The sequence below is a fragment of the Methylobacterium sp. P3_A11 genome, assembly GCF_056403155.1.
In genome coordinates this window covers 25,075-40,762 of the sequence record NZ_JBFUGA010000001.1, presented here as the reverse complement: position 1 = coordinate 40,762, position 15,688 = coordinate 25,075, and the positions used below count along the sequence as shown (strand labels likewise).

14 protein-coding genes are annotated in these 15,688 nt (G+C 67.8%); 8 read left to right on the top strand and 6 right to left on the bottom strand.

The features are described 5' to 3' along the window. Positions 1–674: 674 nt before the first annotated feature. On the top strand, positions 675–1,991 hold the full coding sequence (locus AC1DXK_RS00165) for a homoserine dehydrogenase (RefSeq protein WP_457104313.1): 1,317 nt from the start codon (positions 675–677) through the stop codon (positions 1,989–1,991). Between the two features lie 144 nt (positions 1,992–2,135). Continuing rightward, positions 2,136–3,119, top strand: a complete 984-nt coding sequence (glpX, locus tag AC1DXK_RS00160) for a class II fructose-bisphosphatase (RefSeq protein WP_457104312.1) — start codon at positions 2,136–2,138, stop codon at positions 3,117–3,119. A gap of 69 nt (positions 3,120–3,188) precedes the next feature. On the opposite strand, the gene AC1DXK_RS00155 is transcribed toward glpX, so the two are convergent. Next, on the bottom strand, positions 3,189–4,136 hold the full coding sequence (locus AC1DXK_RS00155; protein WP_457104311.1) for a L,D-transpeptidase: 948 nt from the start codon (positions 4,134–4,136) through the stop codon (positions 3,189–3,191). Positions 4,137–4,637: 501 nt separating this feature from the next. On the opposite strand from AC1DXK_RS00155, the gene AC1DXK_RS00150 reads away from it, so the two are divergent. The 4 genes from AC1DXK_RS00150 (at position 4,638) to AC1DXK_RS00135 (ending at position 9,481) form a co-directional block, all read left to right on the top strand. Beyond that, a complete protein-coding gene (locus AC1DXK_RS00150) occupies positions 4,638–5,888 on the top strand; it encodes a nitrate/nitrite transporter (protein WP_457104310.1) in 1,251 nt (416 codons plus the stop codon). A 237-nt stretch (positions 5,889–6,125) separates the two neighbouring features. Further along, positions 6,126–7,418 carry an MFS transporter gene (locus tag AC1DXK_RS00145; RefSeq protein WP_457104309.1) on the top strand — a complete coding sequence of 431 codons (1,293 nt, stop codon included), beginning with the start codon at positions 6,126–6,128 and terminating at the stop codon, positions 7,416–7,418. 6 nt (positions 7,419–7,424) lie between these two features. Further along, on the top strand, positions 7,425–8,645 hold the full coding sequence (locus tag AC1DXK_RS00140) for a CaiB/BaiF CoA transferase family protein (protein ID WP_457104308.1): 1,221 nt from the start codon (positions 7,425–7,427) through the stop codon (positions 8,643–8,645). Positions 8,646–8,668: 23 nt separating this feature from the next. Further along, positions 8,669–9,481: an enoyl-CoA hydratase/isomerase family protein gene (locus AC1DXK_RS00135; RefSeq protein ID WP_457104307.1), complete on the top strand. Its 813-nt coding sequence runs from the start codon at positions 8,669–8,671 to the stop codon at positions 9,479–9,481. A gap of 9 nt (positions 9,482–9,490) precedes the next feature. Here AC1DXK_RS00135 and AC1DXK_RS00130 read toward each other — a convergent pair whose 3' ends face one another. Genes AC1DXK_RS00130 through dctP form a run of 4 tightly spaced genes read right to left on the bottom strand, consistent with a single transcriptional unit; the run spans position 9,491 to position 13,050 of the window. Beyond that, complete coding sequence (locus AC1DXK_RS00130) at positions 9,491–9,958, bottom strand: YbaK/EbsC family protein (RefSeq protein ID WP_477296331.1); 468 nt, start codon at positions 9,956–9,958, stop codon at positions 9,491–9,493. Positions 9,959–9,989: 31 nt separating this feature from the next. Then, positions 9,990–11,342: a TRAP transporter large permease gene (locus AC1DXK_RS00125; protein WP_457104305.1), complete on the bottom strand. Its 1,353-nt coding sequence runs from the start codon at positions 11,340–11,342 to the stop codon at positions 9,990–9,992. Then, positions 11,339–12,031, bottom strand: a complete 693-nt coding sequence (locus AC1DXK_RS00120) for a TRAP transporter small permease (protein ID WP_457104304.1) — start codon at positions 12,029–12,031, stop codon at positions 11,339–11,341. The genes AC1DXK_RS00125 and AC1DXK_RS00120 overlap by 4 nt, the downstream gene beginning before the upstream one ends. Next, positions 12,028–13,050 carry a TRAP transporter substrate-binding protein DctP gene (gene dctP, locus AC1DXK_RS00115; protein ID WP_457104303.1) on the bottom strand — a complete coding sequence of 341 codons (1,023 nt, stop codon included), beginning with the start codon at positions 13,048–13,050 and terminating at the stop codon, positions 12,028–12,030. Before dctP ends, AC1DXK_RS00120 begins: the two co-directional genes overlap by 4 nt. A 193-nt stretch (positions 13,051–13,243) precedes the next feature. Here dctP and AC1DXK_RS00110 point away from each other — a divergent pair, with 193 nt between their 5' ends. Next, positions 13,244–13,897 carry a GntR family transcriptional regulator gene (locus AC1DXK_RS00110; RefSeq protein ID WP_457104302.1) on the top strand — a complete coding sequence of 218 codons (654 nt, stop codon included), beginning with the start codon at positions 13,244–13,246 and terminating at the stop codon, positions 13,895–13,897. A gap of 156 nt (positions 13,898–14,053) precedes the next feature. Beyond that, complete coding sequence (locus AC1DXK_RS00105) at positions 14,054–14,983, top strand: class I SAM-dependent methyltransferase (protein WP_457104301.1); 930 nt, start codon at positions 14,054–14,056, stop codon at positions 14,981–14,983. Between the two features lie 4 nt (positions 14,984–14,987). Here AC1DXK_RS00105 and AC1DXK_RS00100 read toward each other — a convergent pair whose 3' ends face one another. Further along, positions 14,988–15,668: a GntR family transcriptional regulator gene (locus tag AC1DXK_RS00100; RefSeq protein WP_457104300.1), complete on the bottom strand. Its 681-nt coding sequence runs from the start codon at positions 15,666–15,668 to the stop codon at positions 14,988–14,990. Positions 15,669–15,688: the final 20 nt, after the last annotated feature.

Below are 15,688 nucleotides of genomic sequence, written 5' to 3'. Positions count from 1 at the left end.
AGCGAACAGCCGAACCTCGTACGTATCGACTTTGTGGTCTGCATGTGTGTCACAGCGACTAATCTTCGTCTTCGAGTTGTCGTAGAATTAGTTTTCTGCCCGATATTTATGCATTTGGGACGATGGATGGGCAAATAACTGTGTTTGATTTGTAAAATTCAACCGCCGATTGATTCAATCGCTGCAGATGAACAGTATAATATTCGATATAATGCATGGATTGCGAAAGATATATCAGACTGAAGTGCTGGGCCGAAGTCTCAAATTAAGCTTGTATTGCCACATCTTTGAATAAGCGACGGGCGTTAATCGCACGCGGCACTTTCGGCGCAGCGCTGCAGGATCAGTCGATTATGAGTGGGATCCGTGATCGTCTTCCGAAGCCGCCTGGTCCCGGTCGTGAGATCCTCCTTGCGGCGGCCCCCGCGATGTTGGCTCTGAAAGGAGCGGCAGGGCTGGGAGACGCGCATCCAAGCTGAACAGCAACGTCGACAGCTCGTCTTCAACAAGTGCCCGCTCCACCGTCGAAACGCCCCCTCAACTAGACTTAAGACAATCGGACACAGCGAAAACATAAAGGAAGTCAAGGCCTTGACGAATATGGGTCGTGTCTTGCAAAAGTGCGCCGCATCGGGCGGCTGGTCCATCGCAGTCGCCTGGGCACGGAAGGGGTCATGAAAGTGAGCTTACGCCTCGGGATCGCCGGACTCGGCACTGTCGGAGCGTCCGTGGTCCGGATGGTCGAGCGTCGGCGCGCCGCCTTCGCGGCAGCGGGCCTCGACATCCGCGTCACCGCGGTCTCGTCCCGCGACCGCAGCCGGGACCGCGGCTTGGACCTCGCCGGCTTCGCATGGTTCGACGATCCGGTGGCGCTCGCCGAGTCCGACACCGTGGATTGCGTGGTTGAGCTGATCGGCGGAGCCGACGGGACGGCCAAGGCGGTCGTGGAGGCGGCGATCGCGGCCAGCAAGCCCGTGGTCACCGCCAACAAGGCGCTGCTCGCACGCCACGGTGCCGCCCTCGCGGCCCGCGCCGAGGAGAAGGGCGTGGCGCTCGCCTTCGAGGCGGCGGTCGCCGGCGGGATCCCGGTGATCAAGACCCTGCGCGAGGGCCTGCCGGGCAACGTCATCTCCCGCGTCTACGGGATCCTGAACGGCACCTGCAATTACATCCTGAGCCGCATGGAGCGGGAGGGGCTGACCTTCGAGGCCTGCCTGAGGGATGCACAGGCCCTGGGCTACGCCGAGGCGGATCCGACCTTCGACGTCGAGGGCTTCGACACCGCCCACAAGCTCGCGATCCTGACCAGCCTTGCCTTCGGCACCGCCATCGACGCGGAGGGCGTGTCGGTGGAAGGGATCTCGCGGGTCCAGCCCCTCGACCTGCGCATGGCGGACGAACTCGGCTACCGGATCAAGCTGCTCGGCGTGGCTCAGGCCGCCGAGGCCGGCATCGAGCAGCGGGTTCACCCGACGATGGTGCCGAAATCCTCGGCGATCGCCCAAGTCATGGGGGTGACCAATGCCGTGACGATCGATGCGGATGCGGTGGGTGAGCTGACGCTGATCGGCCCCGGTGCCGGCGGCGAAGCGACGGCTTCTGCCGTGGTGGCCGATATCGCCGACGTGGCGCGCGGCGTGACGCGCCCGACCTTCGGGATCCCGGCCAGCGCGATGCGCGCCAGCGAACGCGTCGAGATGCAGCGTCACGAGGGCGGCTACTACATCCGCCTCACCGTCCACGATCGCCCCGGCGTCGCGGCCGGCGTGGCCCAGCGGATGGCGGAGCGCGAGATCTCGCTGGAAAGCATCCTGCAGCGCCGCATCGAAGGCGCGGAAACTGATCCGCGCGGGCGCTCCGGCCGGCCCGTGCCGCTGGTCCTCATCACCTATGCGGCCACCGAGGGGAACATCCGGGCGGCCCTCGACGCCATTGGGTCCGACGGGCTGCTGGCGGAACCGCCGCAGCTCATCCGGATCGAGCGTGAATAAGAATGCATCTTGGGTGCCGACCAGCTAGGCCTTAATGCAGGATATTGGGCGTCGGTGAACGGTGTGTAGGCTGGACGGCCGTCATTCGGCGGTGTCCACCCGGGATCCGACCTCAAGATCGGGCCTGGACAAAGGCAGGAAACAATGGCTGAGGCCCCCAAGTCGGCACCGCGCGGCGTTCCACGCACGCTTGCCCTCGAACTCGCCCGTGTGACGGAGCGTGCTGCGATCGCCGCGGCGCGATTGCGTGGCAAGGGAGACGAGAAGGCCGCCGATCAGGCGGCCGTCGACGCGATGCGCGACGAACTCAACGGCCTGCCCATTCGTGGCACGGTGGTGATCGGGGAGGGGGAGCGCGATCAGGCGCCGATGCTCTTCATCGGGGAGCAGCTCGGCCTCGGCGAGGGACCGGAGGTCGATATCGCCGTCGATCCGCTGGAGGGAACGACGCTCTGCGCCAAGGACATGCCTGGCGCCATCGCCGTGATGGCCATGGCCGAGCGCGGCTCGCTCCTCGCCGCCCCCGACGTCTACATGCAGAAGATCGCCATCGGCCCCGGCTATCCGCCCGGACTTGTCGATCTCGATGCGAGTCCCACCGACAACATCGCCGCGCTTGCCCGCGCCAAGCGGGTCGATCCGCAGCAGATCACCGCCCTCATCCTCGACCGACCGCGCCACGCGGCCCTGGTGGCCGAAGTGCGGGCCGCCGGTGCGGCGGTCCGCCTGATCTCGGATGGCGACATCGCCGGGATCATCTTCACCGCGAGCCCCGAGGAGACCGGCATCGACCTTTATCTCGGCACCGGTGCGGCCCCGGAGGGCGTGCTGGCTGCCGCTGCCATGCGCTGCATCGGCGGCCAAATGCAGGGGCGCCTGATCCTCGACACCCCCGAGCGGCGGCGTCGGGCCTCCGAGATGGGCATCACGGATCTCGATCGGAAGTACGACCTCACCGACCTCGCGAGCGGCGACGTCATCGTGGCCGCCACGGGCATCACCGACGGAGCGCTCCTGCGGGGCGTCCGCTTCCGGCCGGACCGGATCCAGACCGAGACCCTCGTTTACCGCTCCGAGGCCGGGACGGTCCGGCGGATCCTCGGCGAACACCGCCGCAGTCTGAGCTAAGGCGGAGCACCGGCGCCCTGGTCCGGACGCATCCGGACAGGGGCGCTACGCTTTCCTTCGGAGCTCAGTTCAGTTCAGCACCACGACCTTGGAGCCGACGTTGACGCGGCTGAACAGGTCGATCGCATCCTGGTTGATCATCCGGATGCAGCCCGAAGACACGCTCTTCCCGATGGAGAAGGGCTCCAGCGTGCCGTGGATGCGGAACAGCGTGTCCTTGTTGCCCTGCCACAGGTACATGGCCCGCGCGCCCAGGGGATTGCGCAGGCCGCCGGGGACGCCGAGCCCGCTCTGAAGCTTGTCGACCTCGCCTGCGAGCTTCGGGCTGCGGGCGATCATCTCCTTGGGCGGGTACCAGTCCGGCCAGGCCTGCTTCGAGTTGACCGTCGCAGTCCCGGACCACGAGAAGCCCTGCTTGCCGACGCCAACGCCGTAGCGCCGAGCCCGGCCGTTGGGCTGCACGAGAGTCAACTGGTGCGCCCGCGGATCGACGATGATCGTCCCGGGCTCGTAGGGGCCGTTATAGGCGATTTCCTGCCGGAGGAAGGCCGGGCTCATCTTCTTGTAATTGAACGCCTGGACCGGGAACACGTCATCCGTGACCGGGCCATAGGCCTTGGCATAGTCGATCGGCTCGTTGTCGGGCGCCCGCAACACCGCCTTGGCCTTGGCGGCTTCGAGGGGCGAGAGACCTTCGGCGGGCGGCACGCTGCCTGGGCGGACCGGAACCGTCGGGTCTTCGGTGAGCGCGGTGGCCGGCGCGGCTGGCGCCGGGACCGCTGCAGCGGGGGTTCGCGGCGCCGGGCGAACGAAGTCCGTCCGCCCGGTATAGGGCAGGTAGCGGCCGCCGCGGCGCACATAGTAGGCACCGTTCTGATCTTGATAGAGCTGCCCGTCGTCTCCGAACCCGTCGATGCCCGAGTCGCCGACCGGGCCGCGGCCCTGGGCGTGTGCGGTCGAGGCTAGGGCTAGGACGGCGAAGCCGGCCAAGAGGAAGCGACGGATCGGGGCGGACATGGGTCAGAATTCCTCGGGAGGCGACGCCGGGACCCGCCGCGGCGCGCGGTGGAGCGGGCCTGCACGAAGACACGGCTCAGCTCATGCCGGGGCTTAGCAAAGATCACGCATTACCGCCAAGTTGCCGAGAGCGATCCCGGGCTACTTACGGGGTGTTGAGGACACTTTCTCCGACCCTGTGTTGCTCACATGCAGCAATGATTTCCAGGTCGCCGCTCACCGATCCGTGAGGAGCCTGTTCCGTGGCCCGCTTGCTCGGCAGGGATGCCGCGATCAAGGGCACCGGCTTGGCCGTTTTCCAGTCGGCGCCGCCAGAGTGCCGATCCGCGCCGCCGACRTCTCCCGCACCGCGTTCGATTGGCACACTTGCTGCATTGCTGGATCAGCCGCGCCTGCTGCGGCGGCGGAGCAACGGCGCTCCCAACAGCGGACGGTGTGAGTCCGGACCCCCCGGCATGAGCGACCGCGTGACGGTTCGCCCACTTGAGACGAGCACCAGCTATGGCCAGCTTCAAGACCGTGATGAAGTCGGGTCACCCCCCGACGTTGTTCGCCGCCTTCCTGTACTTCGATTTCTGCTTCGCCATCTGGGTCCTGAACGGCGCGATGGGTCCGTTCATCACGGAGACCTTCAGGCTGACGCCGGCCCAGACCGGCTTCATGATCTCGCTACCGATCCTCGCGGGCGCGCTCATGCGTTTCCCCCTCGGGATCCTGGCCCAGTATATCGGCCGCAAGAACGCCGCGATCACCGAGATGAGCGTGATCATCCTGGCGATGGCCTACGGGTTCTTCTTCGTCTCGTCCTACGGCGACGTGCTCGCCATGGGTGTCCTGCTCGGCATCGCGGGCGCCTCGTTCGGCGTCGCGCTGTCGCTGGGCTCGGGCTGGTTCCCGCCGGAGCACAAGGGGCTCGCGATGGGCATCGCCGGCGCCGGCAATTCCGGGACCGTGCTCGCCGTGCTGTTCGCGCCGCCCCTGGCGCAGGCGTACGGCTGGCAGACCACCTATGCCTTTGCGGGGGTGGTGATGCTGCTGCCGCTGGCGATCATGATCGTGTTCGCCAAGGAGCCGCCGGATTGCGAGCACCAGTCGTTCAGGGAGCACGTCTCCTGTCTGTTCACGAAGGACGGCTGGGCCTTCTCGCTGATCTACGTGATCACCTTCGGGGGCTTCATCGGCCTGTCGAACTTCCTGCCGACCTTCTTCTACGAGCAGTTCGCCGTGACCAAGGTCGAGGCCGGGCGACTCACCATGCTGGCGGCCTTCATGGGCTCGGGCATCCGGATCGTCGGCGGCTACTTCGCCGACCGGATGGGCGGCATCGCGGTCCTGTCGGTGGTCCTGCTCGCCGCGATCGCGACGTTCCTGTCGCTCACCGCCACGCCCTCGCTGGCGCTGACCACGATCCTGTTCATGCTGTGCTTCGCGGCGCTCGGCGCCGGAAACGGTGCGCTTTTCCAGCTCGTGCCGCTGCGCTGGCCGAGCAACACCGCGGTGGCCGGCTCGATGATCGGCGAGATCGGTGCGCTCGGCGGCGCGATCCTGCCGAACGTCATGGGTCTGTCCAAGCAGTATACCGGGTCGTTCTCGATCGGCTTCATCGGGTACGCGGCCTTCACGGCGCTCGTCCTCGGATGCCTCGCCCTGTGGCAGCGCAAGTGGGTCGGCCGCTGGGTCGGACCCCGCGGCAAGGCGCTCGGCCTCGCGACCGAAGCCGAGCAGGGCCAGCTGCGGCCGGCCACGGCCTGACGGAACCGTACGCCGCCGGCACGGTAATCCATTTCGGCGATCCACCTGGTACGGGGGCCTTTGCGGCCCCCGTTTCCGTTTGCCGGGATCGGTATCGAATCGCTGTGCGGATGCAGTTCGGTGGTTGCCTTCTGCGGCCCGAGGCGTTTGAATAATGCATTACAAGAAAGCGTGCGGCCCGGAGCCGAGGCGCCCGGCGTCCGCTTGCCGCGACGCTCACCGCTGGAGGAACGGTCGATGTTGAAGCGCGTGAGCGCCACGAACGGCGTACTCGGCCTGCTCTGCGTGATGTATTTCATCACCTATCTGGACCGGGTGAACATCGCGACCGCCGGAGCCGAAATCATCCGCGATTTCGGAATGTCGAAGACAGATTTCGGGCTGATCCTGTCGGCTTTCGCTTATCCTTACGCAATCTTCCAGGTGATCGGCGGGTCGGTCGGCGACAAGTTCGGCGCCCGGCGGACCCTTTTAATCTGCGGCATGATCTGGGCCATGGCGACGATCCTGACCGGGATGGTCGGCGGTCTGGTCAGCCTGTTCCTGGCCCGGGTCCTGCTGGGCTTCGGCGAGGGCGCGACCTTTCCGACCGCCACGCGCGCCATGCAGAACTGGACGGCCCCCGGCCGGCGCGGCTTCGCGCAGGGCATCACCCACGCCTTCGCGCGGCTCGGCAATGCGGTGGCGCCGCCGATCGTCGCCTTCCTGATCTACCATTTCGGATGGCGCACCAGCTTCGTGATCCTCGGCGCCGCCAGCTTCGTCTGGGTCGCAATCTGGTGGCTGTACTTCCGCGACGATCCCTCCGACCACCCGGCGATCACCCGGGCGGAACTCGACACGTTGCCGCCGCCCCGCAAAGTCGGCGCGAAGCAGAACGTGCCGTGGGGCGCCCTGACCCGCCGCATGCTGCCCGTGAGCATCACGTATTTCTGCTACGGATGGACCCTGTGGCTGTTCCTCGGCTGGCTCCCGAGCTTCTTCAAGGAGAATTACAGCCTCGATCTGAAGAACTCCGCGCTGTTCGCCTCGGGCGTGTTCTTCGCCGGCGTGGTGGGCGACACGGTCGGCGGATTGATGAGCGACGCGATCCTGCATCGAACCGGCAACGTGAAGCTCGCGCGCCTGTCGGTGATCGTCGTCGGCTTCCTGGGCGCGGCCGCGAGCCTCGCCGGCGTGTTCATGACGCGTGACCTGACCCTGGTGGCGCTGCTCCTCTCCTCGGGCTTCTTCTTCGCCGAACTCGTGATCGGGCCGATCTGGTCGGTGCCGATGGACATCGCACCCAAGTATGCCGGAACCGCCAGCGGGCTGATGAACACAGGCTCGGCCGTGGCGGCGATCGTCTCGCCGATCGTCTTCGGCGTCATCGTCGACCTGACCGGAAGCTGGACCCTGCCGTTCGTCGGCTCGATCGGCCTGTGCCTGCTCGGCGCCGGGCTCGCCTTCACGATGCATCCCGAGCGGGAATTCGTGGATCCCGCAGCGCCGACGGGCGGCCCCGTGGCCACCGCGGCCGCAGGGGAGTAGGGCGCGATGGCCGAAGCGACGGGGCGGTCCGGTCCGCTCGCGGGCATGCGGGTGATCGAACTCGCTCACATCATGGCCGGTCCGGTCTGCGGGCTGATGCTCGCCGACATGGGCGCGGAGGTGATCAAGGTCGAGAAGATGGACGGTGACGACACCCGTCGCACCGTTCCGCCGGCCCTCCAGAACGAGAGCGCCGCCTACATGATGATGAACCGCGGCAAGCGCGGCATCAGCCTCGACCTGAAGGATCCGGACGGCGTCGCCGTCCTGCGCCGGCTGCTGAAGGGGGCCGATGCGCTGATCGAGAATTACCGCGGCGGCACCATGGAGCGCCTCGGGATCGGCTACGACACGCTGCGCGCGGAGTTTCCCGAACTCGTCTATTGCTCGCTCTCCGGCTTCGGTCGCACCGGACCTTACGCCGATAGGGCGGGGTTCGACCTCGTCGCACAGGGCATGAGCGGCCTCATGTCGGTGACGGGGGAGGGGCCTGGCCGGCCGCCGATGAAGTGCGGGCCACCGGTCACCGACATCACCGCCGGTATCCTGGCGGCCATGGGTGTCCTGGCCGCGTATGCGAACCGGCTCCGCACCGGAAAGGGGCAGGCCGTCGACACCTCGCTGTTCGAGGCCGGGATTACCCACACCTATTGGCAGTCGGCCATCGCCATGGCGACCGGGCTCGCACCCGGTCCGATGGGCTCAGCCCATCCGCTGAACGCCCCCTACGAAGCGTTCGAGACCGCCGATGGCTGGATCACTATCGGGGCGGCCAACCAGACCAACTGGCTGCGGTTGCTCAAGGCGATCGGCGCCGACGGCCTCGCCGATGATCCGCGCTTTGCCGTGAATCGCGACCGGATGGCCAACCGGCACGAACTCGCCGCGACCCTCGCGCCGATCTTCCGCGCCCACGGCTCGGCGGAGTGGCTCGCGCGGCTCGAGGCCGGCGGTGTCCCGGCCGGCCCCGTGCTGGACGTGAACGCCATGCACCGCGACCCGCAGACGCTCGCCCGCGACATGGTGGTCGAGGTCGAGCATCCCCGGGTCGGTCGCATGAAGACCCTCGGCCTGCCGGTCAAATTCTCGGATACGCCCGGCCGGGTCCACGGACCTGCACCGTTGCTCGGCGAGCATTCCCGGGCGATCCTGGCGGAGGTCGGCTATTCCGCCGCCGAGATCGACGGTCTGATCGCGCGGGGCGTTGTCCGCGAGACCCTGGCTTGAACCTGCCCTCCGGAGACGCTGCGATGAGCGCCGAGCCCGCCACCAACGAGCTGCTGTTCACGACCGACGCGGCCGGCATCGCCCGGATCGTCCTCAACCGGCCCCAGGCCCGCAACGCCCTGACCTTCGCGATGTATCAGGGCCTGATCACCTGCTGCGAGGCGATCGCCGCGAACCCGGCCGTCAAGGCGCTGATCATCACCGGGGCCGGCGACAAGGCCTTCGCGGCCGGGACCGACATCGCCCAGTTCCGGAGCTTCAAGACCGCCGAGGACGCGCTGGGCTATGAGCGCTTCATGGACAGGGTGCTGGGATCCCTGGAGCGGCTGCGCGTGCCGACCATCGCGGCGATCGCGGGCGCCTGCACGGGGGGCGGTGCGGCCATCGCGGCGGCCTGCGACCTGCGCGTCGCAACCCGTGACGCCCGGTTCGGCTTCCCGATCGCGCGGACGCTCGGCAACTGCCTGAGCCAGGGCAACCTGAAGCGGCTCGCCGGCCTGATCGGCCCCGCCCGGGTCAAGGACATCATCTTCACCGCTCGCCTCGTCGGCGCGGAGGAGGCGCTGGCCATCGGCCTCGTCGGAGAGGTCGTCGAGGACCGATCGGCCCTCAGCACCCGGGTGGACGCCCTGGCGCAGCTGCTCGCCGGCCACGCGCCGCTCACCATGCAGGCCACCAAGGAGGGCCTGCGCCGCCTCGCCGAGGAGGAGGCTCCCGCCGAAGGCGCGTCCCATCCCGGCGATGACCTGATCCTCATGTGCTACATGAGCGCGGATTTCCGAGAAGGCATGGAGGCCTTCCTCGGCAAGCGCACGCCCGAGTGGAACGGGCGCTGAGCACGGGCCTCAGACCAGTTCCCCACAGACATCGACCCAGGTCGCATCCGTCAGTTCGGCCATGCGGTCGGGTGCGATGCGGACGGCGCTGTGCGTGCTGCCGGCCGCCGGCACGACCTCGTCGAACGCCTTGAGCGACACGTCGCAGTAGACAGGCAGCGGGGCGATCAGCCCGAAGGGGCAGACCCCGCCGACCGGGTGACCGGTGGCGGCCTCGACCGCGTCGAGATCGAGCATCCGCACCTTGCCGCCGAACGCGGCCCTGGCCTTCCGATTGTCGAGCCGCGCATCGCCGCGGACCACGACCAGGGCGACCTGATCCCCGATGCGGATCGACAGGGTCTTGGCGATCTGCGCAGGGCCGACGCCGTGGGCGGCCGCGGCCTCCGCCACGGTCGCCGTGCGGGTCTCGAGTTCGAGGACCGCGATGTCGGCCGCCTTCTCGGCGAAGAAGGCGCGGACGGATTCGAGGCTCATGGCGGATTCCGGGCGAGCGGACGCCGCGACCTTACCGGGTCGAGCTGAGCAGCAGGTCCGGCAGCCACATCGCGATGCCCGGGACGAGGCACAGGATGAAGATCGCCACCGCCATCAGGATGACGAAGGGCAGGGTGCCCCAGATGATGTCCGAGAGCGGGATGTCCGGGGCGATGTTCTTGATGACGAAGATGTTCAGGCCCACCGGCGGGTGAATCAGCCCCATCTCCATGGTGATGGTCATCACCACGCCGAACCACACGAGGTCGAAGCCCGCGGCCTTCAACGGCGGCAAAATGATCGGCGCGGTCATCAGGATGATCGAGACCGGCGGCAGGAAGAAGCCGAGGACGATCACGAGAGCCAGGATCGTCACCAGTAGGACCCACGGCGACAGCTGCATCGCCACGATCGCCTGCGCGGCCGATTGCGAGATGTGCAGGTAGCTCATCACGTAGGCGTAGAGCAGCGACATGCCGATGATCAGCATCAGCATCGTCGATTCGCGCAGCGTCGCGGTGAGGATCGGCGTGACGTCGCGGAAGCGCCAGACCCCGTAGATCGCAGCGATCAGCAGGAGGGCCATCAGGCCGCCGAGACCGGCTGTCTCCGAGGGCGTCGCGTAGCCGCCGTAGAGCGCGACCATCACGCCGGTCAGCAGGATCACGAAGGGCAGCACCCGCGGCAGCGTCGAGAAGCGCTGCGCCATGCTGTACTGCTCGTCCGCCAGGATCGGCGAGGCCGGGCCGCCGCGTTCGAGGGTGGCCTTCGCGGTCGCGTATTCGGATCGGAAGCGCACGACCGACCACGTCGCGAACAGGCTTACCAGCAGCAGGCCGGGTCCGATCCCGGCCAGGAACAGGCGGCCCAGCGACTGCTCGGCCGCCACGGCGTAGAGGATCATGGTGATCGAGGGCGGCAGCAGGATGCCCAGCGTGCCCCCGGCCGCGATGATCCCGGCGGCGAAGCCCGGCGAATAGCCGCGCTTGCGCATCTCGGGGATGCCGGCCGAGCCGATCGCCGAGCAGGTGGCCGGGCTCGAGCCCGCCATGGCGGCGAAGAGTGCACAGGCGAAGACGTTGGCGATGCCGAGGCCGCCGGGGATGCGGTGCATCCAGGCGTGCATCGCCGAGTAGAGGTCCTGACCCGCCCGCGACCGGCCGATCGCTGCGCCCTTCAGGATGAAGAGCGGGATCGACAGCAGGGTGATGGAGGCCATCTCCTCGTAGACGTTCTGCGCCACCGTATCGAGGGAGGCGCCGGGCATGAACGCCACCATGAACGCCAGGGCGACGAAGCCCAGAGCGAACGCGATGGGAATGCCTGAGAGCATCGCCCCCAGGGTCGCGCCCGCGTACAGGAAGCCGATCGCGGCCGTGCTCATCGCTCTACCTTCGCGGTGACGGTCTGACCCAGCGGATCCGGTCCCCGGGGCTCGATCTCGGGCGCCCCGTGCATGTCGCGGTTCACGTCGGCGCCGAGCCCGATCTTGGGCTTCGCCCAGCCGGCGGCGCGCGGCCCGTAGGCGAGGGCCTCGGCGATCTGGAGGACGAACTGCAGGCAGAGCAGGCTCATGCCGGCGGACATCAGCGTGTAGGGGATCCACAGGGGCGGCCCCCAGGTCGACTGCGAGACCTGGCCATCCACCCAGGCCTCATGGTCCAGCGACCAGCTCTTCCAGGCGAAGAACAGGCAGAAGGTGAGGCTCACGATGTCGGCCAGCAGCAGGCGAACCCGGTTGGCGGCCGGCGGGAGGAGCCCGGTCAGCGCCTCGATCGCCACGTGGCCGCGCTTCGCCTGGACGCCGGCCGCCGACAGGAAGGTGGCGCCGACGATCAGGAACACCGCCATCTCGTCCTGCCACTCCGTCGGCTCCTTCAGGAGGTAGCGGACGACGACGCTGTGGGTCAGAACCAGGCAGGCGGCCACCAGGCACAGGCCGCCCAACGCCAGGATCACCCGGTTCAGGAGGCGCATCGCCCGGTCGAACACACCCAGGAGGCCGGGCACGCGCGGCTCGTCGGCACCCCGCGCGTCCGGCGCGGCCGTGGCCGCGTCGAAGGCGTGGCTCACGCGACCTGCTCCGCGAGCTTGAGAAGCTCCGCGCAATTCGCGTTCTTGCCGGCATAGTCCTTCCAGGCCGTGTTGCGGGCGATGTCCCGCCACTGGCCGAGGGACTTCTCGTCGAGCTGGGAGACCTTGGCACCGGCCTTCGCGAAGATCTCCTCGACGCGGATGTCGTCCTCCTTGGCGCCGGCCTGGCCGAAGGCCTCCAGCTCGGTCCCGACGGCCATGATCAGATCCTGCTGGTCCTTCGGCAGCCCGGAGAACACGATCTTGGACATCATGATCGGCTCGAGCATGAACCAGTAGGACTTCTCCCGGCCCGAGGTCAGCGCCTTGGACAGTTCCTCCAGGCGGAAGGAGATCAGGCTGGTGGACGAGGTGATCACCGCGTCGCAGGCGCCGGTCTGCATCGCCGCGTAGGATTCGTTCGACGGGATGGAGAGGGTCGCCGCCCCGGCTTCCTTCATCATCATGTCCATCTCGCGCGAGCCGCCGCGGACTTTCATGCCCTTGGCGTCGGCGGGAGAGACGAGCGGCCGCTCGCGGCTCGCGACGCCGCCGGCCTGCCAGACCCACGAGACCAGGACGATCCCCTTGGCGTCGAGGATCTCGGCGAGCTTGCGGCCGACCGGTGCGGCCTTCCAGGCCACCGCCTGAGCGTAGGACGTCACGAGCGCCGGCATCAGGCCGATATTCAGCTCGGGCACCTCGCCGCCCGCGTACGGGCTCGGATAGAGCGACATGTCCAGGGCGCCCTTGCGCATGGCGCCGAACTGCGCGTTCGTCTTCATGAGCGAGGAGCCGGGATAGACCTGAACGTCCAGGGCGCCCTTCGACCGCTCGCCGACGAGCTTGGCGAACTTCCGGCACATGCGGTCGCGAAAATCGCCCTCGTCGATCGTGCCGCCGGGAAACTGGTGGGACAGTTTCAGGGTGGTGGCCGCCTGGGCGGTGCCCAGTCCGAACCGCAGGACCGCCGGTGCTGCGAGCGTGGCCGCGATCAGCGAACGACGAGTTGGCGTCATGGCGTTCTCCCGCACCGCAAACAACGCGGCATCGTTTTATGCGGCGCAATAGTGCGCCGGTTCGTTGTATGCATGGAAAACCGGCTTGTATATTTTGTCAATGCTCCAGCATAATGTTCGCGTGCGTCGAACCTCCGCCGGCCGAAATGGCGGGGCGGCGCGCGGCCCGTCGAGCGGGGGAGGAACCACCAGCATGAGCCACGCTCAGCGTCTGCGGCAGCGGATCGAGGACGAGATCGTCTCGGGCGACCTAGCCCTGGGCGCCCGGCTCGACGAGAACCAGCTCGCGGCCCGCTTCGGCGTCTCGCGCACGCCGATCCGGGAAGCGCTGCTGCAGCTTGCGGTCACCGGCCTGGTGCAGACGAAACCCCGGCGCGGCGCGATCGTCAGCGCCCCCGAGCCCCATCTGTTGCTGGCCATGTTCGAGACGATGGCGGAGATCGAGGCGGCGTGCGGCCGTCTCGCCGCACGCCGCCTCGTGGCCGACGATGCCGCCGCCCTGCGCGCGGCCCTCGAAGGGTGCCGCGCGGCGCTGGCGACCGAGGACACCGAATCCTACTACGCGGAGAACTACGTCTTCCACACGGTAGTGTACCGGGCCAGCCGCAACGCTTTCCTGGCGGAGCAGGCGCTCTCGCTCCATCGCCGTCTGGCGCCGTACCGCCGGTTGCAGCTGCGCGTCCGCCAACGCCTGCCGCAGTCGCTCGCCGAGCACGCGGCGATCGTCGCGGCGATCCTGTCGGGCGACGAGAACGGGGCGGCGGAGGCGCTGCGCAGTCACGTCATCGTCCAGGGCGACCGCTTCACCGACCTGGTGGCGGGCCTGCGGGCGCCCAGCGCCGCCTGAATGCGACGGCACGCACCCGAACGCGCCGCGACAGGTCGGCCGGTATCGTTCATCGCGTCCTAACCCTACACGCGGGTTGGACTGCGTAGGTGTTCCGAACGACTCGACCGTAAGTTGTAATGCCGCCATTGTCAGCCCGAAGCCGCGGGAGTGACCATGCTGAAGGATGTCGTCAGGAGTGTCGGCCGCCGTGCCGGCGTGGATATCTTCCGCGCGAGCGGCGAGGCGTTCCGCTGGAGCCACACGGTCCACAACTATTACCCGGTGGTGCCCTCCGCGCGCTGGAAGACGGGCGCCGCGCCGCACGGCCAGTTGAAGGTGGTCCTCGCCCGCCATCAGGCCGCCTACGACGCGTTCCTCGCCGCCCTGGAAGCGCAGGCCGACCTGCTCCACAGCGTCCCGCACGAGGCGCCCGGTGCGCATTCGGCGGTACCCCACTGGAACAACACGTGGTTCACCGCCCTCGACGGGGCCGCGCTGATGACGATGCTGGCCTGGAAGCGCCCGGCGTGGTTCTTCGAGATCGGCTCCGGCTGCTCGACCTGCTTCGCGCGCCATGCGATCGACACCTTGACGCTGCCGACGCGGATCACCACCATCGATCCGATGCCGCGCCGCGAGATCGACGAGATCTGCGACTGGACGGTGCGCAGCCCGTTGGAATCCTGCGACCTCAAGATCTTCGACGAGCTCAAGGCGGGCGACGTCCTGTTCTTCGACGGCTCGCATCGCTCCTTCGCGAATTCCGACGTGACGGTGTTCTTCTTCGAGGTCATGCCGCGCCTGGCGCCGGGCGTGATCGTGCAGATCCACGACATCTTCATCCCGGACGATTATCCGTCCGCGTGGAAGTGCCGCCTCTACAACGAGCAGTATCTTCTCGCCGCGATGTTGATGTGCGGCGCCTCGCCGTTCCGGGTGACTGCACAGGTGATGTACATCTGTCAGGATCCGGCGATGAGCGCCCGGGTGAAGACCGTTTTCGCCGCCCGCGGAACCGGCCCCGACATTCCGTTTCTCTACCCCAACGATTCCCGCACGCCGGGCGCGTCGTCCTGGTTCGAGATGACGAGAGCGCCGGATTGAGCGATCAGGCGCTCTCCGCCGCCCCGTAATTGGCGGCGATCACCGTCTTCTTGCCGCGGATGTGCTCGCGCATCAGCACGGCGAGGGCGGCGCCGTTCCGGGCGCGCAGGAGTTCGATCATCCGCTCGTGCTCGGAGACGGCCCGCGCCCACTGTTCCGGCGTCTGATGCGCCGAATAGCGCGACCTCTGGATCCGGCCCGAGAGGCTCTCGTAGATGTTCGACAGGGTCGTGTTGCGGCTGGCCGCCATGATCCCTTCGTGGATCTGCCGGTTGTGGCTGAAATAGCCGGCCTCGTCGCCCGCCTTCCAGGCCGCCACCATCGCATCGTGATCGACCACCAGGGCGTCGATCTCGGCCTCGGTGATCGTGCGGCAGGCGAGATCCCCAGCCGTCGCCTCCAGGCCGGCGATCACCTCCATCATCTCTTCGAGTTCGCTGTCCGAAATACTGGCGACGCGGGCGCCGCGGTTCGGCAGCAATTCGAGCAGCCCCTCCGTCGCCAGGATCTTGATCGCCTCCCGAAGCGGTGTCCGGGAGATCCCGAACCGCTCCGTCAGCTCGCCCTCGTTGATCCGGGCCTTCGGTTCCATCTCGCCAGAGCGGATCAGTTCGCGCATCCGGTCCGCCACCTCGTCGTGGAGGTAGCGTCGGCTGATTCCGATCCCGGGCTCGATCTTATTCATGGTCCCCCGACCCAGGCCAG

Bases quoted from the DNA above. Each gene is read 5' to 3' on its own strand.
- AC1DXK_RS00100 (WP_457104300.1), bottom strand. From the start codon at position 15,668: ATGAATAAGATCGAGCCCGGGATCGGAATCAGCCGACGCTACCTCCAC.
- AC1DXK_RS00155 (WP_457104311.1), bottom strand. From the start codon at position 4,136: ATGTCCGCCCCGATCCGTCGCTTCCTCTTGGCCGGCTTCGCCGTCCTA.
- glpX (WP_457104312.1), top strand. From the start codon at position 2,136: ATGGCTGAGGCCCCCAAGTCGGCACCGCGCGGCGTTCCACGCACGCTT.
- AC1DXK_RS00105 (WP_457104301.1), top strand. From the start codon at position 14,054: ATGCTGAAGGATGTCGTCAGGAGTGTCGGCCGCCGTGCCGGCGTGGAT.
- AC1DXK_RS00135 (WP_457104307.1), top strand. From the start codon at position 8,669: ATGAGCGCCGAGCCCGCCACCAACGAGCTGCTGTTCACGACCGACGCG.
- AC1DXK_RS00125 (WP_457104305.1), bottom strand. From the start codon at position 11,342: ATGAGCACGGCCGCGATCGGCTTCCTGTACGCGGGCGCGACCCTGGGG.
- AC1DXK_RS00150 (WP_457104310.1), top strand. From the start codon at position 4,638: ATGGCCAGCTTCAAGACCGTGATGAAGTCGGGTCACCCCCCGACGTTG.
- AC1DXK_RS00145 (WP_457104309.1), top strand. From the start codon at position 6,126: ATGTTGAAGCGCGTGAGCGCCACGAACGGCGTACTCGGCCTGCTCTGC.
- AC1DXK_RS00130 (WP_477296331.1), bottom strand. From the start codon at position 9,958: ATGAGCCTCGAATCCGTCCGCGCCTTCTTCGCCGAGAAGGCGGCCGAC.
- AC1DXK_RS00110 (WP_457104302.1), top strand. From the start codon at position 13,244: ATGAGCCACGCTCAGCGTCTGCGGCAGCGGATCGAGGACGAGATCGTC.
- dctP (WP_457104303.1), bottom strand. From the start codon at position 13,050: ATGACGCCAACTCGTCGTTCGCTGATCGCGGCCACGCTCGCAGCACCG.
- AC1DXK_RS00140 (WP_457104308.1), top strand. From the start codon at position 7,425: ATGGCCGAAGCGACGGGGCGGTCCGGTCCGCTCGCGGGCATGCGGGTG.
- AC1DXK_RS00165 (WP_457104313.1), top strand. From the start codon at position 675: ATGAAAGTGAGCTTACGCCTCGGGATCGCCGGACTCGGCACTGTCGGA.